This is a genomic window from Reyranella aquatilis, assembly GCF_020880995.1.
GTDB classification, from domain to species: domain Bacteria; phylum Pseudomonadota; class Alphaproteobacteria; order Reyranellales; family Reyranellaceae; genus Reyranella; species Reyranella aquatilis.
On record NZ_JAJISD010000001.1, the window covers coordinates 68,470 to 87,080 of the forward strand.

19 protein-coding genes are annotated in these 18,611 nt (G+C 66.4%); 9 read left to right on the top strand and 10 right to left on the bottom strand.

Going from position 1 to position 18,611, the window contains the following annotated elements; all coding sequences use genetic code 11:
• Nucleotides 1-8 precede the first annotated feature (8 nt).
• From LJ725_RS00305 to LJ725_RS00315, 3 genes are read left to right on the top strand one after another with little or no spacing between them, the layout of a single operon-like run.
• Nucleotides 9-716, top strand: a complete 708-nt coding sequence (locus LJ725_RS00305; protein ID WP_230548630.1) for a PP2C family protein-serine/threonine phosphatase — start codon at nt 9-11, stop codon at nt 714-716.
• Nucleotides 713-1,714 carry an asparaginase gene (locus tag LJ725_RS00310; protein ID WP_230548631.1) on the top strand — a complete coding sequence of 334 codons (1,002 nt, stop codon included), beginning with the start codon at nt 713-715 and terminating at the stop codon, nt 1,712-1,714. Before LJ725_RS00305 ends, LJ725_RS00310 begins: the two co-directional genes overlap by 4 nt.
• A gap of 19 nt (nt 1,715-1,733) precedes the next feature.
• On the top strand, nt 1,734-2,987 hold the full coding sequence (locus tag LJ725_RS00315) for a class I SAM-dependent RNA methyltransferase (protein WP_230548632.1): 1,254 nt from the start codon (nt 1,734-1,736) through the stop codon (nt 2,985-2,987).
• A gap of 70 nt (nt 2,988-3,057) precedes the next feature.
• Here the strand turns inward: LJ725_RS00315 and LJ725_RS00320 are convergent, their stop codons facing one another.
• Nucleotides 3,058-3,792, bottom strand: a complete 735-nt coding sequence (locus LJ725_RS00320; RefSeq protein WP_230548633.1) for a bestrophin-like domain — start codon at nt 3,790-3,792, stop codon at nt 3,058-3,060.
• 247 nt (nt 3,793-4,039) lie between these two features.
• On the opposite strand from LJ725_RS00320, the gene LJ725_RS00325 reads away from it, so the two are divergent.
• Nucleotides 4,040-4,807, top strand: coding sequence for an SDR family NAD(P)-dependent oxidoreductase (locus LJ725_RS00325; RefSeq protein ID WP_230548634.1), 768 nt, complete (start codon nt 4,040-4,042; stop codon nt 4,805-4,807).
• Between the two features lie 139 nt (nt 4,808-4,946).
• On the opposite strand, the gene LJ725_RS00330 is transcribed toward LJ725_RS00325, so the two are convergent.
• From LJ725_RS00330 to LJ725_RS00345, 4 genes are all read right to left on the bottom strand, one after another.
• Complete coding sequence (locus LJ725_RS00330; protein WP_230548635.1) at nt 4,947-5,735, bottom strand: exodeoxyribonuclease III; 789 nt, start codon at nt 5,733-5,735, stop codon at nt 4,947-4,949.
• Nucleotides 5,736-5,774: 39 nt separating this feature from the next.
• Nucleotides 5,775-6,755: a Bug family tripartite tricarboxylate transporter substrate binding protein gene (locus tag LJ725_RS00335; RefSeq protein ID WP_230548636.1), complete on the bottom strand. Its 981-nt coding sequence runs from the start codon at nt 6,753-6,755 to the stop codon at nt 5,775-5,777.
• Nucleotides 6,756-6,971: 216 nt separating this feature from the next.
• On the bottom strand, nt 6,972-7,310 hold the full coding sequence (gene erpA / locus LJ725_RS00340; RefSeq protein WP_230548637.1) for an iron-sulfur cluster insertion protein ErpA: 339 nt from the start codon (nt 7,308-7,310) through the stop codon (nt 6,972-6,974).
• Nucleotides 7,311-7,359: 49 nt separating this feature from the next.
• Nucleotides 7,360-8,256: a DMT family transporter gene (locus LJ725_RS00345; RefSeq protein ID WP_230548638.1), complete on the bottom strand. Its 897-nt coding sequence runs from the start codon at nt 8,254-8,256 to the stop codon at nt 7,360-7,362.
• 71 nt (nt 8,257-8,327) lie between these two features.
• On the opposite strand from LJ725_RS00345, the gene LJ725_RS00350 reads away from it, so the two are divergent.
• The 3 genes from LJ725_RS00350 to LJ725_RS00360 are packed head-to-tail and all read left to right on the top strand — an operon-like array spanning nt 8,328 to nt 12,649.
• A complete protein-coding gene (locus tag LJ725_RS00350) occupies nt 8,328-10,571 on the top strand; it encodes a CHASE2 domain-containing protein (protein ID WP_230548639.1) in 2,244 nt (747 codons plus the stop codon).
• Nucleotides 10,552-11,472, top strand: coding sequence for a glutamate cyclase domain-containing protein (locus tag LJ725_RS00355; protein WP_230548640.1), 921 nt, complete (start codon nt 10,552-10,554; stop codon nt 11,470-11,472). The genes LJ725_RS00350 and LJ725_RS00355 overlap by 20 nt, the downstream gene beginning before the upstream one ends.
• Before the next feature lie 10 nt (nt 11,473-11,482).
• Nucleotides 11,483-12,649, top strand: coding sequence for an acyl-CoA dehydrogenase family protein (locus LJ725_RS00360; protein WP_230549677.1), 1,167 nt, complete (start codon nt 11,483-11,485; stop codon nt 12,647-12,649).
• Between the two features lie 103 nt (nt 12,650-12,752).
• On the opposite strand, the gene LJ725_RS00365 is transcribed toward LJ725_RS00360, so the two are convergent.
• From LJ725_RS00365 to LJ725_RS00380, 4 genes are read right to left on the bottom strand one after another with little or no spacing between them, the layout of a single operon-like run.
• Nucleotides 12,753-13,865 (bottom strand): aromatic ring-hydroxylating oxygenase subunit alpha, encoded by a 1,113-nt coding sequence (locus LJ725_RS00365; protein ID WP_230548641.1) that lies wholly within the window; start codon nt 13,863-13,865, stop codon nt 12,753-12,755.
• Between the two features lie 20 nt (nt 13,866-13,885).
• A complete protein-coding gene (locus tag LJ725_RS00370) occupies nt 13,886-14,512 on the bottom strand; it encodes an exopolysaccharide biosynthesis protein (protein WP_230548642.1) in 627 nt (208 codons plus the stop codon).
• Nucleotides 14,509-15,372, bottom strand: a complete 864-nt coding sequence (locus LJ725_RS00375; protein WP_230548643.1) for an HpcH/HpaI aldolase/citrate lyase family protein — start codon at nt 15,370-15,372, stop codon at nt 14,509-14,511. The genes LJ725_RS00370 and LJ725_RS00375 overlap by 4 nt, the downstream gene beginning before the upstream one ends.
• A gap of 6 nt (nt 15,373-15,378) precedes the next feature.
• Complete coding sequence (locus LJ725_RS00380; RefSeq protein WP_068187648.1) at nt 15,379-15,834, bottom strand: MaoC family dehydratase; 456 nt, start codon at nt 15,832-15,834, stop codon at nt 15,379-15,381.
• 108 nt (nt 15,835-15,942) lie between these two features.
• Here LJ725_RS00380 and LJ725_RS00385 point away from each other — a divergent pair, with 108 nt between their 5' ends.
• Nucleotides 15,943-16,920, top strand: a complete 978-nt coding sequence (locus LJ725_RS00385) for an NADPH:quinone oxidoreductase family protein (RefSeq protein WP_230548644.1) — start codon at nt 15,943-15,945, stop codon at nt 16,918-16,920.
• A gap of 15 nt (nt 16,921-16,935) precedes the next feature.
• A complete protein-coding gene (locus LJ725_RS00390; protein WP_230548645.1) occupies nt 16,936-17,691 on the top strand; it encodes an SDR family NAD(P)-dependent oxidoreductase in 756 nt (251 codons plus the stop codon).
• Between the two features lie 480 nt (nt 17,692-18,171).
• Here the strand turns inward: LJ725_RS00390 and LJ725_RS00395 are convergent, their stop codons facing one another.
• Nucleotides 18,172-18,579 carry a hypothetical protein gene (locus LJ725_RS00395; RefSeq protein ID WP_230548646.1) on the bottom strand — a complete coding sequence of 136 codons (408 nt, stop codon included), beginning with the start codon at nt 18,577-18,579 and terminating at the stop codon, nt 18,172-18,174.
• Nucleotides 18,580-18,611: the final 32 nt, after the last annotated feature.

Below are 18,611 nucleotides of genomic sequence, written 5' to 3' on the forward strand. Positions count from 1 at the left end.
CACCCGGCATGGCGACGCGGTGGCGGGGCGAGGGCGGCCAGCATCAGGGCGCCCGCCCGTATCAGGAGGACAGCTGGCGTCTCGCGACGCTCGGCGACGGATCGCTGCTGGCGGTGGTGGCGGATGGCATGGGCGGCCATGCCGGCGGTGCCGTGGCGAGCCGGCTTGCTGTCGATGCCTTCGTCCACGCTGTCGAGCAGGGCGGCGGTCTCGGCGACGGTTTGGCCGACGCCAACGAGGCGGTGGGCAAGGGCGCGGTCGGGAAGCCGGAACTCTCTGGCATGGGCGCGACGCTCGTGGCGGCGCAGCTGCGCGGCGACGAGGTCCGCTGGATCAGCGTCGGCGATTCCCCATTCTACCTGATCGAGGCCGGGCGGATCGCGCGCCTCAACGCCGATCATTCGATGGCGCCGCAGATCGACGCGCTGGTGGCGCGCGGCATGCTGACGGCGGACGAGGCCGAGCATCATCCCGGGCGCCACACGCTGCGCGAGGCCGTTATGGGCGAGCCGCTCACCCTGATAGACAAGGGCACGCGCCGGCTTGGGCCGGATGCGCGGCTGCTGATGTGCAGCGACGGCGTGCAGAGCCTCAAGAACGAGGAGATCCTGGCGCAGGCGGCACTGCCGGTTGACCGCATCATCGACGCGGTGCTGGCGACGGCCAAGGCGCATCAGGACAACATCACCGTGGTCAAGCTGGAGCGAGTTCGATGAATCGTGGTCCCGTGGTCATCGAGGTCACCCGCGGCCCCGTGGTGGAGAGTCGGCACGAGGGCATCGCCGCCGTCGTGAAGGCCGACGGCACGGTGGTCGAATCCTGGGGCGACATCGATGCGGCGATCCTGCCGCGCTCGGCCAACAAGCCGATCCAGGCGATGGCCTTCGTCGAGAGCGGTGCGGTCGAACGCTTCGGGCTGGGCGACGAGCACATCGCCCTGTCCTGCGCCTCGCACAGCGGCGAGACGCGGCATGTCGAGACGGTGCGCGCCTGGCTCGCGAAGGTCGGCCTCAGCGAAGCCGACCTGGAATGCGGCACGCACGCGCCGCGCCTGCAGACCAGCATCGAGGCACTGGCGCGCGCCAACACCCTGCCGACGCCGGCGTTCAACAATTGCTCCGGCAAGCATAGCGGCTTCCTGACGACGGCCGTGCAGTACGGCGAGCCGACCAAGGGCTACATCAAGTACGACCATCCGGTTCAGCGCCGCCTGCGCGAGACGATGAGCGAGCTGTGCGGCCTCGATGCCAACAGCCTGCCCCACGGCACCGACGGCTGCGGCATCCCCACGCTGGCGACGCCGCTCAGGAGTCTCGCCCATGCGATGGCCTCGATGGCCGATCCGTCGCGGCTGTCGAGCCGCCGGGCCGATGCCGCGAACCGCATCCGCAAGGCGATGAACGCCGAGCCCTTCATGGTCGCAGGATCTGGCCGCTTCTGCACGCGCATCAACGAGGCCGCGCCCGGTGTCATCCAGGTGAAGACCGGCGCCGAGGGTGTGTTCTGCGGCATGCTGCCGACCCTGGGCCTCGGCGTGGCGCTGAAGGTCTGGGACGGCGCGGGGCGGGCGGCGGAAGTCGCGATGGCCGCGCTGCTCGATCATCTCGGTGTGCTGCCCGCGGGGCAGCGTGACGAGGTCCTGCATCCGCCGATCAAGAACGTGGTCGGCCTGCTGGTCGGCGAGATGCGGCCGGCGAAGAGCTGGCTGGGTTGACCCCGTCGGAAAACCCATCGTGAGCCTGACGCTCGACATTCTTGAAGTCGGTGCGCGCGGGGACGGCGTCGCCGACCTCGAAGGCAAGCGCTACTTCGTGCCTTACTGCCTGCCGGCAGAGACGGTCGAGGCCGAACCGCTCGACAAGCGCGGCGACGGCATCGCCTGCGATCTCATCGAAGTGCTGGCCCCGTCGCGGCATCGCGAAACGCCACCCTGTCGCCATTTCGGGACCTGCGGCGGCTGCGCGCTGCAGCACTGGCGGCGCGACGTCTACACCGGCTGGAAAAGCGAGCTGATCGCCAAGGCGCTGGCGCAGCGCGGCGTTAAGGCGCCGCGCTTCGAGGCGCCCGTCACCTGCGAACCGGGCGAGCGCCGCCGTGCCGATATCGTGCTGCGCCGCCAGGGCAAGCGCGTCCACGCCGGCTTCCACGAGCGGGCGAGCCAGAACGTCGTCGATGTCGGCACCTGCGTCGTGGTACGGCCGGCGATCGACGCCGCCATCCCGAGGCTGCGGGCGGCGATGGCGTCGATCCTGCGCGACGGCACGTCGGCCGATGCGGTGGTCAACGAGACAGACACAGGGCTGGACGTGCTGATCCGGCCACACCGGCGCTTCGAGCTGACACTTGCCATCCGCGAGGCGTTGATCGCGCTGGCCGAGAGCGCCGACATGGCGCGCGTGAGCTGGGGCGACCGCGCCCGGGCCGAGCCGGTGATCGTGCGCCGCGCGCCCCTGCTGGTGCTGGGCGATACCGGCGTCGAGCCGCCGCCCGGCGTCTTCCTGCAGGCGACACGGCGAGCCGAGCTGGTGATGCGCGCCGGCGTCACGGCCTGGGGCGGCGAGGGGGCCCATATCGCCGATCTGTTCGCGGGGATCGGTGCGCTCTCGCTGGGCAAGCCGGGCAGGGCGAGCCTGTTCGAGAGCGACAAGACCGCCGTCGTCGCCGTCGATGCGGCGTTGCGCAAGGCCGCGACCAACCGCGCGACCGTTCAGCTGCGCGACCTGTTCCGCAATCCCCTCACCGCGAAGGAACTGGAAGCCTTCGACGCCGTCGTGCTCGATCCGCCGCGTGCGGGTGCGGCCGCGCAGTGCGCCGAACTCGCCGGTTCGAAGGTGAAGCGGGTGGTTTATGCTTCCTGCGACCCCGGCAGCTTCGCCCGCGACGTGCGCAGCCTGCAGGACGGCGGATACCGGCTGGAGAAACTCATGCCCATCGACCAGTTCCTCTGGTCGGCGCACGTCGAACTGATCGCGCTGCTGATGCGGTGAGGGACTTCCGGGCGAGATTATTGAACCGGGCGGGCTTCACGCGTCGCGCCTGTCCTCGCCGATGACCTCCCTATAGTCCTTTCAGGACGTCGCTCAATGCGGCCCCGGGCTGGTGCGGCATGAAGACTTGGAAGGGCGCCCCAAAGATCGCGGTGAGGACCAGGCAGGTGCTGAAGGACACCGTGAAAAGGCTCACGGCGACCCGCATCGGGCGTCTCTGGCCGAGATGCACGAGCATCAGGGCGATCTGGGTGATCGCCCCGAAGATCACCATGGCGAAGCCCTTGAGCGGCACCGTGGCATCGCTGGCGAGATGCACCCTGTCCTCCCGTGCCCTCATCATGGTCTGAGCCTCGCCGATCAGGATAGCCCGCGACGAGGAATCGAGGCTGGGCTCCCGCACGATCGCACCCACGAGGTCGTCGAACGCATTCTCGGTCTTGCCGCGGGCCGCCCGGATCACCGTCCCGCGATCCATCTCGCCGCTGGAGGCTTCGAGATAGGCCCTGAGCTTCGGCATCAGGGCTGCCGTGACGCCCATGGCGTGCGCAGTGTGGGCGATCAGCCGCGCGGCATTGGTCTCGCCGCTCACGAAGCGGCGGGCCTGGATGTCCTTCTGCCAGGCATCGCTGGCCAGCAGAGCGGCATAGAGGCTGAACAGCATCGCCATGCCGTTGAAGTAAGGCGCCACCACGCCCTTGCAGGACTGGATCGACGCCGAGAGCGGGCCACGGGCTTCGGCCGTGAGAATGACGATCGCCAGCAGGGCCGGGACGCAAACCGCCAGCACGAGCTTCCAACCCATGCTCAACTCGAGATACATTATCTGCCCTCCCCTCCGACGAAGCCGTCGAGCGTCCCAGATACCATCATTCGGCCGGGTTGCGGGAAGGCGGAGTCGGCCGACGCCGCCCGTCTGTCCGATCGGCAGGGAAGCGCCGTGACGCGGAGCGGGTGTCGACTGGAGAAACTCATCCCTATCGACCAAATTCTCCGGCCGGTTCATGTTGGGCCGACAGCTTCGATGACCAAATGAAACGAGGAGACGACCGATGATGTTCGACCTGACCGGCAAGGTGGCCGTCGTGACCGGTGGCAGCCGCGGAATCGGCCGCTCGATCTGCGAGCAGATGGCCGCCCACGGCGCCAAGGTCGTGGTGTCGAGCCGCAAGCTGCCCGCCTGCGAGGAGGTGGTGAAGGGTATCAAGGCCAAGGGCGGCGAGGCGACCGCCGTCGCGGCCAGCATCTCCGACAAGGCCCAGCTCGAGAACCTCGTCGCCGAGGCGCGCAAGGCCTACGGCAAGATCGACATCATGGTCTGCAACGCCGCGTCCAACCCGTATTTCGGTCCGCTCTCCGGGCTGAAGGACGAGGTGTTTCAGAAGATCATGCAGAACAACGTGATGTCGAACCTGTGGCTGATGAACATGGTCGGCCCGGAGATGGCGGAACGCAAGGACGGTGCCTTCATCATCGTCTCGTCAATCGGCGCGCTGGTCGGTTCGGCCCACATCGCGGCCTACAACATGAGCAAGGCCGCCGACCTCTCGCTGGTGAAGTCGCTCGCCATGGAGTGGGGCAAGCACAACATTCGCGTGAACGCGATCGCGCCGGGCCTGATCCAGACCGACTTCGCCAAGGCGCTCTGGGACAATCCGCAGATCCGCGCCGCCCAGGAGAACAAGGCCGCGCTGAAGCGCATTGGCCAGCCCGACGACATCGGCGGCGTCGCGGTGTTCCTGGCCTCCAAGGCCGGCAACTTCGTCTGCGGTCAGTGCATCATCGCCGACGGCGGCGTGATCGGCGCCGGCGCGGAGTAGACAAAGTCCTGTCATCTCGACCGGAGCCGAGCGAAGCGAGAGCGGAGTGGAGAGATCTTCGCTCCACCATTTGCCGCCTTTCGGGTGAGAGAAGGTCTCTGCACGCCGCGCTGCGCGCTCCGGCCGAGACGACGGAGCTTTAAGCCGCGACGTCCAGTTCGCACCAGACCGGGACGTGATCCGACGGCTCGGTCTTGCCGCGCTCCGCCTTGTCGATGCCAACGGCGGTCAGCCGGTCGGCGGCCTGCGGTGACAGCAGCAGGTGGTCGATCCGCAGGCCGTGGCCCTTGGGCCAGGCACCGGCCTGGTAATCCCAGAACGTGTACTGCTCGCCGTCGGGATGGAAGGCGCGTACCGCGTCGGTCAGGCCGATATTGAGCAGCTTGCGGAATGCCGCCCGCGATTCGGGCTGACAGAGCGCATCGTTGGCGAACGCCTTGGGATCGTAGACGTCCATCTCGGTCGGGCAGACATTGTAGTCGCCGCACAGCACGAACATCTCCTCGCGCGCCAGAAGCGTGCGGGCATGGCCAAGTAGCCGTTCCATCCACGCCAGCTTGTAGGCGAACTTCTCGGTGCCGACCGGGTTGCCGTTGGGGAGGTAGAGGCCGCCCACCGTCAGCGGCCCGCGCGGCGTATGCACCCGGCCCTCGACGTAGCGCGCGGGCTCGTCCTCGACATGGCCGGGCAGGGCGCGCGCCGTCACGTCGAAGGCATGGCGTGAGAGGAAGGCGACGCCATTGAAGCCCTTCTGCCCGACGATGGCGCACTTGTAGCCGGCGGCCTCGACCTCGAGCGTCGGGAACTGCGGTTCCTGGGCCTTGATCTCCTGCAGCACGACGATGTCGGGCTGGGCTTCGCCCAGCCACGAGACCAGATTGCCGGTGCGCTTGCGCACGGAGTTCACGTTCCAGGTCGCGATTTTCATGAGTTCAGGCTGCCTCTCTTGCCGTCCTCATAGCATGCCTCACTCCTGCGGCTCGATCTTCGCGTCCTGAACGACCTGCCGCCATTTCTCGCTGTCGGCGCGCACGAAGGCGGCAAAGTCGGCGGGGCTGTTCTCCGTGAAGGTCTCGAGACCCTGTTCGAGCAGTTTGGCCTGCGCCGCCGGGATCACGGCCCGCACCGCGCCGTTGAGGCGCTCGACCACCGGCGCCGGGGTTTGGGCCGGGCCGAACAGGCCGACCCAGCCGCCAGCATCCATGCCGCGCAGTTCGGGCAGGCCCGATTCTGCGAGCGTCGGCATGTCGGGCAGGGTGGGCGAACGCTTCAGGGTCGACACGGCGATGCCCTTGGCCTGTCCGGCCTTGATGCGGCCCAGCGCACCCGGCGCGCCGTCGAACAGAAACTGGATGCGGCCCGCGGCCAGGTCGAGCTGCGCCGGGCCGCTGCCGCGATAGGGGACATGCACCATGTCGAGGCCGAGACGCAGGCGCAGCATCTCCATGATCAGGTGGTTGAGATTGCCCTGGCCGAACGAGCCGTAGCTGGTCTTGCCAGGATTGGCCTTCACATAGGCCACGAACTCGGCGGTGGTGCTCACCGGCACGTCGGACGCGGCCAGCAGGACGAGGGCGCCGCGCGCGATGCCGGCGATCGGCGTGAAGTCGCGCTCCACGACGTAGGGCACGTTCTTGGTCACCCACGGGCCGCTGGCGATCGGTGAATTGGACGTGAGCAGCAGCGTGTAGCCGTTGGGTGCCGAGCGGGCGACGGAGGCGCTGCCCATGATGCCCGAGGCGCCGGCGCGATTGTCGATGACGAGGCGCTGCCCAATCTCGGTCGACAGCGGTTCGAGCAGGATACGGCCGCTGATGTCGGCGGCATTGCCCGGCGGATAGGGCACCACGAGGGTGACGGGGCGAGCCGGCCAACCCTCCTGCGCCGTCGCGGGTAAAGCAAGAAAGCTCGCGGCCGAGAAGGCGAAGGTTCGTCGTCCAATGTTCATGGAAGCTCCCTGTCGGCCGGACGCTAGCAGGCGACCTGGCAGGGAAGAAGACGCCGCAGCCGCAGCGCGGACAGGATCGACGGCTTCCCCGTTCGAATGCGAATAGAGAAGTGCTCCGACTTACGGGGCGATGGGGGAGAGTGGTCGTTCGTTCCTCGGCGCTCCCGGACATCGCTTCGCGATGTCTTGCCGCTCACCAGCCGAGCTTTGCTCGGCTTATACGCTGAACGAGTTGCCGCAGCCGCAGGAGGAGGTGGCGTTCGGGTTCTTCACCTGGAACGCGGCGCCGACCATTTCCTCGACATAGTCGAGCTGGCTGCCCTTCAGGAACTCCAGCGAGGTGGCGTCGACCAGGACGGCGGCGCCGTCGCGCTCGATGACGAGGTCGTCGTCGTTGCGCGCTTCCTCGAAGGAGAAATTGTACTGGAAGCCCGAGCAGCCGCCGCCCAGGACCGCCACCCTCATCATGACGGGCTTGGGTTCCCTGGAGGCCAGGAACGCGATCCGCTTGGCCGCGCTGGGGGTTACGGAGAAGGTCGTGGCGTCGGTGGTCATGACCACAAGATGTGGTTGGCAGGGCGTTTCGTCAATCCCGACAAAAACCCTAGGGAATTAAGGATTTGCTCCGTTCCCGGGCCCGGACCCGCTCGCGGTGGAGGATGTAGAGCCCCGAACCGACGACCAGCGGCAGGCCATACCAGACGGTCCAGGAGGGCTCTTCCCTGAACCAGAGGTACCCGAAGGCCACGGCGAGAATGATCGACACATAGTCGAAGGGCGCCAGGACCGCCGCGGGCGCCAGCCGCCAGGCCCGCGTAATCAGGATCTGGGCGAAGCCACCCAGCAGGCCGAGGGTCAGCAGCCACACCCAGTCCATCGGCGGCGGCCAGATCCATTCGGGTATGGCGCAGGCCAGCGAAATGACGGTGCCCACGATGGCGAACCAGAAAAGCGTCACGACGTCCGGATCGTGGCGGCTGAGCAGTCTCACCATCACGGTCGAGAGCGAATAGCAGAAGGTCGCCGCCAGGATGATCAGCGAAACGGTGTGGAACTCGATACCCCAGGGATCGAGCATGATCAGCACGCCGGCGAAGCCGACGCCGACCGCGGTCCAGCGCCGCCAGCCCACCGGTTCCTTGAGGATCAGCACGGACAGCGCGACCATGAAGAGCGGTGCCGAGAAGGAGATGGCGTAGGCGTCGACCAGCGGCATGCGCGGAAAGGCGTAGAAGAAGCCGAACATGCTGCCGAAGCCGATGGTGACGCGCAGCGCCTGCAGCCAGGGCCGGTTGCTGCGCACCACGCGCATGCCGCCAGCGTGCCAGATCATGACCGCGACCGGCACCAGCGCGACACCGCTGCGGAAGACCATGAGCTGGAAGGAGCCATAGGTCCCGCCCAGCCCCTTCACCATCGCGTCCATCGTGCAGAACAGCACGAGGGCGCTCAGCTTGAAGTAGATGCCGTGAAGGGCGGTCTGGCGAGGGGCGTCCGACAAGCTGCGCTATTTGGCTTGGCCTTCATCCCCTGTAAAGTGAAGTTCGTGGGAGAGCAGAAAGTCACAGGCGTATGAGCTGGTTGCTGCGCTGCATCAATGCGCCGCGAGCGCCGGTCGTCGTCGCGCTGCTGGTGCTGCTCGGCGCGCTTGCGCTGCGCATTGCCGATCCGTCTGCCGTTTCCCGCCTCCGTGACTTCGCCTTCGACAGTTACCAGCGGATCCAGCCGCGCCTCTACAATCCCGAGACGCCGGTGCGCATCGTCGACATCGACGAGGCGGCGCTGCAGGAATATGGCCAGTGGCCGTGGCCGCGCACGATCGTGGCACGGCTGGTCGACAAGCTCACGGAGAAGGGCGCCGTCGTCGTGGCCTTCGACGCGGTGTTCGCCGAGCCCGACCGCTCCTCGATCAGCCGCATGGTGCGCGACCTCGTGGCCTTCACCGACCCGGAGACGGTGCAGAAGCTTGCTGCCGCCGTGCAGGACAACGACAAGGTGCTGGCCGACGCCATGGCCCAGTCGCGCGTCGTCACGGGCTTCGGCTTCGACGTGAAGGGCACAGGGAAGCCGCCGCGCACGTTCCACGGCGTGGCATTCGCCGGCGACCAGCCCAGCCAGTTCCTGCCGCAGCAGGGCGGCACCGTGAAGTCGATCGACATCCTCGAAGCCGCCGCCAAGGGTAACGGCAGCGTCAACACCGACGTCGACAGCATCGTGATTCGCCGCGTGCCGATGATGTTTCGGGTTGTCGGATACGAAGGGCTGTTTCCTGCGCTGTCGATCGAGGCGCTGCGCGTCGCGCAGGAGGCCTCGACCTACCTGATCAAGTCCTCGGGCGCGAGCGGTGAGATTTCGTTCGGCGAGAAGACCGGCATCGTGGCCATCAGGACAGGCAATCTCGAGGTACCGACCGACGCGCGCGGCCGCCTCATCGTCTACGACACCGGCCACAAGGAAGAACGGTTCATTTCCGCCCGGGCGGTGTTGAAGGACGAGGTGCCGGCGGAAAAGATCGAAGGCAACGTCTTCTTCGTCGGCACAAGCGCGATCGGCCTGAAGGACCTGCGCAATACGCCGGTCCAGGATGCTGTGCCGGGAGTCGAACTGCATGCCCAGCTGGCCGAGCAGATGCTGGAGCAGAAATTCCTGTCCCGGCCCGACTATGCCGACGGCGCGGAGTTCCTCTATCTGGCGGCGATCGGCCTGCTGCTGGTCGTCCTGCTCCCACGCCTGTCGGCCGGGAAGATGTCGGTTGTCGCGACGGTCTTCATCGGCGTTGGCCTTGCCGTACCGTGGTTCGCCTATTCGAAGCATCAGCTGCTGTTCGACCCGATCTATCCGCCGGTCACCTTCGCGGCGATCTATGTCGTCGGCACGGCGCTCGCCTTCATGCGCACGGAGCGGGAGCGGGCAGAGATCCGCGGCGCCTTCGGAATGTACCTGTCGCCCGACCTGGTCGAGCAGCTCGCGCGCAATCCGAGCCTGCTGCAGCTGGGCGGCGAGCTGCGCGAGATCACGGTGATGTTCACCGACGTGCGTGGCTTCACGACGATCTCCGAACAGTTCGATCCACACGGGCTGACGCGGTTCATGAACCGGTTCCTGACACCGATGACGGACCTGATCCTCGGTCTCAAGGGCACGATCGACAAATACATGGGCGACGCGATCATGGCGTTCTGGAACGCGCCGCTTCCCGTCGAGCGGCATGCCGCGCGGGCCTGCGACGCGGCGTTGGCGATGCAGGCCCGTCTCGCCGAGCTGAACCAGGAATGGAAGGCGGAGGCGGAAGCCGAGGGGCGCAAGCACATTCCGGTCAATATTGGCGTCGGCCTCAACACCGGCCCGGCCTCTGTCGGCAATTTCGGCTCGACCCAGCGCTTCACTTATTCCTGCCTGGGCGACGATGTGAACCTCGCCTCGCGGCTCGAAGGACAGTGCAAGACCTACGGTGTCGGCATCATCATCGGCCGCAAGACGCGCGAGGAGGTCGAGGACTATGCGACGCTGGAGATCGACCTCATCACCGTGAAGGGCAAGACCGAGCCCGAGCGGGTATTCGCCCTGCTGGGCGATGCCGCCGTCGCACAGACGGATGCTTTTCGCGCGCTTCAGGGTTGCCAGGACGAATTCCTCAGGCTCTATCGCAGCGGCGCCTTCGCCGAGGCGCTGGAAATGATCCGGACGTGCCAGGCCGCGGCGGAGACGGCGGGCTGGCGTCAGACCTATTACGAGATGATGCGCGGACGGCTCGACGCCCTGATCGACGATTCGCCGGTGGACTGGAAGGGAGTCTATGTCGCCAAGGACAAGTGAGCAGGATCGTCGTCTTGCCGCGATCGAGGCGCTGGTGTGCCGCGATCTCGGCCGCAGGACCCAGGAACTGATCGACGCCAATCGCGGCGGGCTGGCGGACGCGGCGCGATCGCTCGCGGCGGCAGGGAAGGTCGGCCTGATCACCGGATTCTTCGTTCCGCGCGGCGACGTGGCGGCGCCCGAGACCGACGGTCCGGTGGGGACGGCGCTGCTCGCTGCCGCGCTCGCGGCCTGCGGCGTGCCCGCGCGCATCGCCGTCGACACGCCCAACGTCGAGGCGGTGCAGGCGGCGGTGCGGGCCACCGGCGAAAACGTGACCGTCGACGAGGTCGCGCTGGGCGACGACGACGCCATCGAGGAGACGGCGCGGCGCTGGAGACAGGACAAGCTCAGCCATGTAGTCGCCATCGAGCGCTGCGGCCCCAGCGCCGACGGCCGGCCGCGCAACATGCGCGGGGTCGACGTGTCGCCCTGGACGGCGCGGCTCGATGCGCTGTTCGAAGGCGGCGACTGGACGAAGCTCGCGGTCGGCGACGGCGGCAACGAGATCGGCATGGGCAAGCTTCCGGCGGGCCTGATCGCGCGGCACGTGCCCAATGGTGCGGAGATCGCCTGCGTCACCTCGTGCGATCACCTCGTGGTCGCCGGCGTGTCGAACTGGGGCGCCTACGGCCTGATGGCGGCGCTCGCAGTGCTGCGCCCGGACTGGCAGGCGATGATTGCGAAATTCCTGACGGCGGAACGCGACCTCGCCGTCACGCGGGCAACCGTCGACGAGGCGGGCGCGGTCGATGGCGTGACCGCGCTGCGCGAGGCCACGGTCGACGGCTTCGGACCCGAAATCCACGGTCCTCTGGTGGACAAGCTTGGTCGCATTGCACGAGGAGAGGGCGCGGACTAGCTTGCGCGCCATGGAAAATCCCTACGCCCCGACGCATCCCGAAATCCGCGACGCCGTTCGCCAACTCTGCCTCAAGTTCGACGGCGCCTACTGGCGCGACCTCGACCGCGAACGCGGCTATCCGACCGCCTTCGTGAAGGCGCTGACCGAGGCGGGATGGCTGTCGATCCTGATCCCGGAGGAGTATGGCGGCGCGGGGCTGGGCATCTCGGCGGCGAGCGCGGTGCTGGAGGAGATTCACAAGGCCGGCTGCAACGCCGCCGCCTGCCACGCCCAGATGTACATCATGGGCACGGTGCTGCGGCACGGCAGCAAGGAGCAGAAGGAACGCTACCTGCCGAAGATCGCCACCGGCGAACTGCGCCTGCAGGCCTTCGGCGTCACCGAGCCGTCGAGCGGCACCGATACGCTGAGCCTGCGCACCACCGCGGTGAAGAAGGACAACAGCACCTACGTCGTGAACGGCCAGAAGGTGTGGACCAGCCGCGCCGAGCATTCCGACCTGATGCTGCTGCTCGCCCGCACCACGCCGCGGGAGCAGACCAAGAAGAAGACCGAGGGTCTGTCGGTGTTCCTCGTCGACATGCGCTCGGCGCTGGGCAAGGGGCTCACCATCCGGCCGATTCGCACGATGATGAACCACAACAGCACCGAGGTGTTCTTCGACAATATGGAAGTGTCGGCCGAGAACCTGATCGGCGAGGAGGGGCAGGGCTTCCGCTACATCCTCTCCGGCATGAACGCCGAACGCGTGCTGATTGCCTCGGAGTGCATCGGCGACGGCAAGTGGTTCATCGAGAAGGCGGTGAACTACGCCAAGGAGCGCAAGCTGTTCGGCCGCGCGATCGGCCAGAACCAGGGTGTGCAGTATCCCATCGCGCGCGCCTACACGCAGATCGAGGCGGCCGACCTGATGGTGCGCAAGGCGGCGGCCATGTACGAGGCCGGCATCAACGCCGGCTCCGAGGCCAACATGGCCAAGATGCTGGCGTCGGAGGCCTCCTGGGCGGCGGCGGAGATGTGCGTGCAGACCCATGGCGGCTTCGGCTTCGCCGAGGAATACGACGTCGAGCGCAAGTTCCGCGAGGCGCGCCTGTACACGGTGGCGCCGATTTCGACCAACATGATCCTGAACTTCGTCGCCGAACACGTGCTGGGATTGCCGCGGTCGTACTAGATCGGGACAGCTTGTCGTCCTGAGCGCACCGAAGGACCTGATGGAGCGCTCGGCGCCTCCCTGGAGGACGGGCGATCCTTCGCTGCGCTCAGGATGATTTGAATCAGGAGCCGCCGACAGCCTCGACGATCATCTTCTGGAAGTGGATGACGAGGTGTTCGCTGTTAGTGAGGAAGCGGCCGGTGTCGGGAATCCCGCCCAGCAGCCCGCGCTGGACCGAATCGGTCAGCGCGTCGTCCTCCGCCGCCACCTGCTTGTTGAAGGCGACGAGCGACTTGGCGAAATCCTCGCTCACGCCGGGACCGAAGAACTGCTCGGACAGGCCTTTGGTGGCGTTCGGACCGTCCGGTGTCCACACATCGATCGACAGGTTGGGGAAACCCGGATTGATGTTGATCGTCACATTCGGCCACAGGAAGTGATACTGCGACTGCGTCACCGCGCCGGCGACGTCGTAAAGCTCGACCTTGCTCTTGCCCGCGAGCGCCGCCGGGCGGACTTGGCCGCTCTGGCTCGAGAAGTAGCCGTGGGTCTTCAGCGTATAGACGTCGGGCCGCACGTCGATCGCGGCATTGAAGCCGGGATGGGCGACGGCGCAGTGATAGCATTCGAGATAGTTCTCGAGCATCGTCTTCCAGTTGGCATTCGAGCGCCATTCCTCGCGGCTGTAGTGCACGAGCGTATCGAGGATGACACCGCTCTCGGCGATCAGGCCGAGGACGGGACCGTAGAGCGAGGCTGCGCTGGGAGCGTCGGGGTCGAGATTGACGAAGACGAAGGGGCCAAGCGCTTCGGCCCGGATCGGCAGCAGCGGGAAGTCCGCGAGGTTGAAGTTCGGCTCGGAGGTGGAGCGCGGCACGCGCCGCAGGCCACCGGTGAGGTCGTAGGTCCAGGCATGATAGCCGCACTGGAGGCTCTTCGCGTTGCCACGACCTTTCATCACTTCATGCCGGCGATGGCGGCAGACGTTCACGAATCCGGCGAGACCGTTCTCGTTGCGCACTACCGCGACGGGCACGCCACCGGCATAGCCGGTCACGTAGTCGCCGATTTCGGCGAGGTGCGCGAGCGGGCCGACATAGTTCCAGCTCTTGCGAAAGACCTGGGCGATCTCGCGCTCGGTAATTCCGGGATCGGTGTACCAGCGGGCGGGAAGCGACTCACCGCGCTCCAGGGCGGCAAGAAGGCGGGACGAAGTGTCGGCAAGGAGAGTCATGGCGGCAGCTCACGTTGTGGCTAACCGAAGATAATCCCTCGCAACGTCGAAATTGCGGCCGTGATCGCGGCATGGCCGACCATCAGCAAAAACACGGTCCAGAAGGCGGTAATCACGGTCATGATCCATCCAAGAATAGCCATCACGCCGTCATCTTCGATCAGGGCAAAACAGAAGAACAATATCGCCCAGGCCGGGAAGAGATTGTCGAACGGGATCGGCAAGGCGAGGATCACGACGTTGGCTGCCCATGCGAACAACAGCAGTCGGCGCGGCAGACCCGTAACCCATCCTTCGCTGCGCGCATGGACGGTGTTTTCCAGCCAGCGGATAAAGCGCCGCGCGCGCTGCAGGAAATCCTGGAGCTTGCCGCGGGGCAGGCCACGCTTGCCGATGGCACGCGGGAGCGACGGCACCGGCCTTCCTGCGAAGTATTGCGCGAGCAGATACAGCATTGGCACGCCGGTGATCGTCGAAAGCCACGGGATGCCGGTCGGAATGACGTTGGCGATGTTCACCGCCAGGATGGCGAACGCATATGAACGCCCCTCGAGTCCGGCGAGGAACTCGTCCAGCGAGAGCACCGACCGCCGGTCTCCGGCAAACAGCCGGTCGAGCGTGTCGAGGAGGCCGAAGTTATCCTTCATCCACCCTTCCGCGCGACCAGCCGGCGGGCCAGCACGAGATGCGGCTTGTCCAGCATCTTGCCGTCCATGGTGAGAACGCCGGCGCCGGGATTGCCCTCGAAGGTCGCGATGACGCGGTTGGCCCAGTCGATCTCGGCCTCACTGGGCGTGAAGACTTCGTGGATGATGGCGACCTGGTCGGGATGGATGGCGATCTTGCCGCCATAGCCCATGCGGCGCGCATCCCGCGCCTCCATCCGCAGCCCTTCGATGTTCCTGATGTCGGGATAGACCGTGTCGTAGGCGGTAACGCCGGCGGCCACCGAGGCCATCAGGTTGACGGTGCGGGCGAGCTTGAACGTGTCGTCGTAGACGCCGGGCGAGGGGCCCTTCGCCAGCGCGCCGAGATCGGCCATCAGATCCTCGCCGCCCCAGGAGTGGCCGATCAGACGGGCGTGCTTCGCCGGCGCCGCCGTCAGCGCCAGGATCGCCGCGGCACTCTCGGTGGCGATGGTCAGGATGCGGGTCTTGCCGTGCTCCATGCCCTCGCGTGTCTCGAGCGCGTCGAGGTAGTTCGACATCAGGTCGAGATCGGCCTGGCCGACGCACTTCGGAAACACGATTCCGTCCGGCTTGCCCTGCATGACTATGGCGAGGTCGCCCAGCGTGAGGCCGGTGTCGAGCGCATTGACGCGGACGTAGAGCTTCGGCCCGGCCCGGTCGGCGCTCTTCAGGTAGGCCAGCGCCATGTCGCGGGCGATTGTCTTGCGGTCGGTGGCGACGGAATCCTCGAGATCGAGGATCAGCCCGTCGGGGCCGGAGGCGGGACCCTTGGCGAGCTTGCGCTCCGAATCGGCGGGGACGAACAGGAAGGAACGCATCGGACTTCAGCTCCTGGGCTTCTTGCGCATCAGCGCCTGACGGGTGCACTCGGCGACGATCTCGTCGCGCTGGTTGATCGCGGTGTGGGCGAATTCGACGATGCCGGCATCGGGCCTCGATTTGCTCTCGCGCAGGCTCACCACCCGGGTCCGCACGCGCACCGTGTCGCCGTGGAACACGGGCTTGGGAAAACGCACGTCGGTCATTCCGAGATTGGCGATGGTGGTGCCGAGCGTCGTGTCGTTCACGGTGATGCCGATCATCAGGCCGAGCGTGAAGAGGCTGTTCACGATGCGCTGGCCAAACTCGGTCTTGGAGGCGAATTCCTCGTCGAGGTGCAGCGGCTGCACGTTCATGGTGAGGGAGCTGAACAGGACATTGTCCATCTCCGTCACGGTGCGGGTCCATTCGTGCTCGAACACGCGGCCGACCGTGAAATCCTCGTAGTAAAGCCCTGCCATCTTTCTCCTCGCGGAAGTCGAGCCTTCCTAGCATGGATGGACGCTGGGCGGCCCGCCATCGTATCAATGCCGCCACTGGATGGAACACCGAGAAACGGGAGCAAGACGATGCGCGCGATGCTGAGCGAGACGCCGGGCGGGCCGGAGAGCCTGAAGCTGGTGGAGATGCCCTCCAAGCCGCTGGGCAAGGGGCAGGTGCGCGTCGCGACCAAGGCGGCGGGCGTCAACTTCCCCGATACGCTCATCATCCAGGACAAGTACCAGTTCAAGCCGCCGCGCCCCTTTGCGCCGGGCCACGAGATCGCGGGCGACATCACCGAGGTGGGCGAGGGCGTTACCGCCTACAAGGTCGGCGACCGCGTGATCGGCATGATCGGCCATGGCGGCTACGCCAGCGAGGCGGTGGTGGACGAGATCCAGCTGCTGCCGATGCCGAAGAACATGAGCTACGAGGATGGTGCCGCCTTCACCATGACCTACGGCACCTCGTACTACGCGCTGAAGCAGCGCAGCAGCTACAAGCCGGGCGAGACGCTGCTGGTGACCGGCGCCTCGGGCGGCGTCGGCCTGACCGCGGTGGAACTGGGCGCGCTGATGGGTCTCAAGGTCATCGCCGCCGTCGGCTCCGACGAGAAGATGGAGATCTGCAAGAAGTACGGCGCCACGATGTTCGTGAACTACGCCAAGGAGAAGATGCGCGACAAGGTCAAGGAGCTGACCGGCGGCGCGGGCGCGGACATCATCTACGACGCCGTCGGCGGCGATGCCTTCGACGAATCCGTGCGCTGCATCGCCTGGTACGGCCGCCTGCTGGTGGTCGGCTTCGCGGCGGGCCGCATCCCGTCGCTGCCGGCCAACCTGGCGCTTCTGAAGAGCTGCGACGTGCGCGGCGTGTTCTACGGCGCGTGGCGAGGCCGCGAGCCCGCCGAGGCACGAAAGAACTTCGACGAGATGCTGGCCTGGTACGGCGAGGGCAAGCTGAAGCCGCACATCTCCATGCGCTTCCCGCTGGAGAAGGCAGCTGACGCCATGAACGCCCTGCTGTCGCGCAAGGCGACCGGCAAGGTCATCATCGACGTGGCCTGAGGGCGGGAGGGGCGCATGGGTAGACTGTCGGGCAAGATCGCGATCGTGACCGGTGCCGCCTCGGGCATCGGGGAGGCATCGGCAAAGCTCTTCGCCGAGGAGGGCGCGCAGGTCCTGGCGGTCGACCGGCCCGAATCGGCCATCGACACGGTTCATGCGGGCGACGCGTCGATTGCGGCCTTCGCCGCCGATATCACGGGGGACGATGCGCCGAAGCGGATCGTCGCCGCCGCGCTGGAGAAATTCGGCGCACTCGACATCCTGTTCAACAATGCCGGCGTGAGCGGCCGCGCCTTCGTCGAGGAAATGACCGACGAGATGTGGGACCGCACCAATGCGGTCAACGTGCGCGGCATGTTCCGGCTCTGCCGCGAGGCCATTCCGGCACTCAAGCTCAGGGCGCGCGAGAAGGGCCGGGCGCGCATCGTCAACACGGCCTCGGTCATGGCCTTCGATACCGACTACGGGCTGGCGGCCTATTGCGCGTCCAAGGCCGGCGTCGGCGGGCTCACGCGCACGCTGGCGCTGGAACTGGGCAAGTTCAACATCACCGCCAACTACGTCTGCCCCGGCGCCATCTACAGCGGCATGACGCGGACCAACTTCGACAAGCCGGAGATCCGTGAGGTCTGGGAGAAGAAGGCTGCGCTGCGCCGCCTCGGCCAGCCCATCGACATCGCCCGTGGCGCGCTGCTGCTGGCCTCCGACGAAGCCGACTTCATCACCGGCCATGAGCTGGTGGTCGATGGCGGCCTCACCTTGCGCACGTGAGACGCAGGCCAGAAGAGTATGGAGCCAGTGCGCTGGACACTTCTGCCGTTGGGGTAAGTCCGGGCATCTCACGAGCAGTCTCAAAAGGCATCACGAACTCGCAGCGCCGCCACGATAAGTGAGCCGAGTGGCTTCGCGACCAGCAATAGTGTGAGCAAACGCACGGCCACGAGGGTGGCGGAGCTTTGTTAATGGCCTGCTGCGCGGCGCCAGCCTTCCTGGGGTTATGGGCGTGCGGCTGCACTCGCGTCGGGCCCATCCGCTGCAGCATCCTGCCGACCGTGCACTCATCAAGGCAGCACCATCCGCTTACGCCGTGGAAGGCCGAGTCGGGGCCGCAAGGACCGGAGCCTTCAGCTCCTCCCGCTGATCCGCCGAAAGAGCCAGCGGACGACCGCCGCGCCTGGCATCGCAAAGCTGCACTACTAACAAGAGGTCGCCAGCGTGTTCGGCAAGATGAAGTAGTGGCTTGCCAGTGCCCTAGAACTTCACGTCCTTCTTGAGTTTCTCATAGGCAGCGGCCTCTTCGACATCTTTGGTCGCCTTGTCTGCCTCAGCCTTAATCCGTGCCGATTCCTCGGCAGCCCTTCTCGTCCTGTAGGACTCATTTGTTTCAGCAATTACGCGTTCCAACGTCCTCTTATGATCGTCGTTAAAGCGATTAGGAACGCAGGTAATTCGCAGGAAGCCGGCCCTCACTTCTGCCGGCTTCTTGTCTGAATACAGTACTGCCCTCCAAGCGGCATTGAAGGCGTCTGTCCACTCCTGCGGTGGAATCTTGGAGAGTCGAATCGTGAGCTCACGTATGGCTGGCGCCTCTCCGGTCACCATTTTGGGTGGCGTATCCGCAAACCCTGACATCTTGATATCTTCGAATTTTTCTGACATCTCGCGCATCTCCCTTAACGAGGTTTTAGCTC

Coding starts and splice junctions, on each gene's coding strand:
- LJ725_RS00305 (WP_230548630.1), top strand. CDS start 9: ATGGCGACGCGGTGGCGGGGCGAGGGCGGCCAGCATCAGGGCGCCCGC.
- LJ725_RS00310 (WP_230548631.1), top strand. CDS start 713: ATGAATCGTGGTCCCGTGGTCATCGAGGTCACCCGCGGCCCCGTGGTG.
- LJ725_RS00320 (WP_230548633.1), bottom strand. CDS start 3,792: ATGGGTTGGAAGCTCGTGCTGGCGGTTTGCGTCCCGGCCCTGCTGGCG.
- LJ725_RS00325 (WP_230548634.1), top strand. CDS start 4,040: ATGATGTTCGACCTGACCGGCAAGGTGGCCGTCGTGACCGGTGGCAGC.
- LJ725_RS00330 (WP_230548635.1), bottom strand. CDS start 5,735: ATGAAAATCGCGACCTGGAACGTGAACTCCGTGCGCAAGCGCACCGGC.
- LJ725_RS00335 (WP_230548636.1), bottom strand. CDS start 6,755: ATGAACATTGGACGACGAACCTTCGCCTTCTCGGCCGCGAGCTTTCTT.
- erpA (WP_230548637.1), bottom strand. CDS start 7,310: ATGACCACCGACGCCACGACCTTCTCCGTAACCCCCAGCGCGGCCAAG.
- LJ725_RS00350 (WP_230548639.1), top strand. CDS start 8,328: ATGAGCTGGTTGCTGCGCTGCATCAATGCGCCGCGAGCGCCGGTCGTC.
- LJ725_RS00355 (WP_230548640.1), top strand. CDS start 10,552: ATGTCGCCAAGGACAAGTGAGCAGGATCGTCGTCTTGCCGCGATCGAG.
- LJ725_RS00360 (WP_230549677.1), top strand. CDS start 11,483: ATGGAAAATCCCTACGCCCCGACGCATCCCGAAATCCGCGACGCCGTT.
- LJ725_RS00365 (WP_230548641.1), bottom strand. CDS start 13,865: ATGACTCTCCTTGCCGACACTTCGTCCCGCCTTCTTGCCGCCCTGGAG.
- LJ725_RS00370 (WP_230548642.1), bottom strand. CDS start 14,512: ATGAAGGATAACTTCGGCCTCCTCGACACGCTCGACCGGCTGTTTGCC.
- LJ725_RS00375 (WP_230548643.1), bottom strand. CDS start 15,372: ATGCGTTCCTTCCTGTTCGTCCCCGCCGATTCGGAGCGCAAGCTCGCC.
- LJ725_RS00380 (WP_068187648.1), bottom strand. CDS start 15,834: ATGGCAGGGCTTTACTACGAGGATTTCACGGTCGGCCGCGTGTTCGAG.
- LJ725_RS00385 (WP_230548644.1), top strand. CDS start 15,943: ATGCGCGCGATGCTGAGCGAGACGCCGGGCGGGCCGGAGAGCCTGAAG.
- LJ725_RS00390 (WP_230548645.1), top strand. CDS start 16,936: ATGGGTAGACTGTCGGGCAAGATCGCGATCGTGACCGGTGCCGCCTCG.
- LJ725_RS00395 (WP_230548646.1), bottom strand. CDS start 18,579: ATGTCAGAAAAATTCGAAGATATCAAGATGTCAGGGTTTGCGGATACG.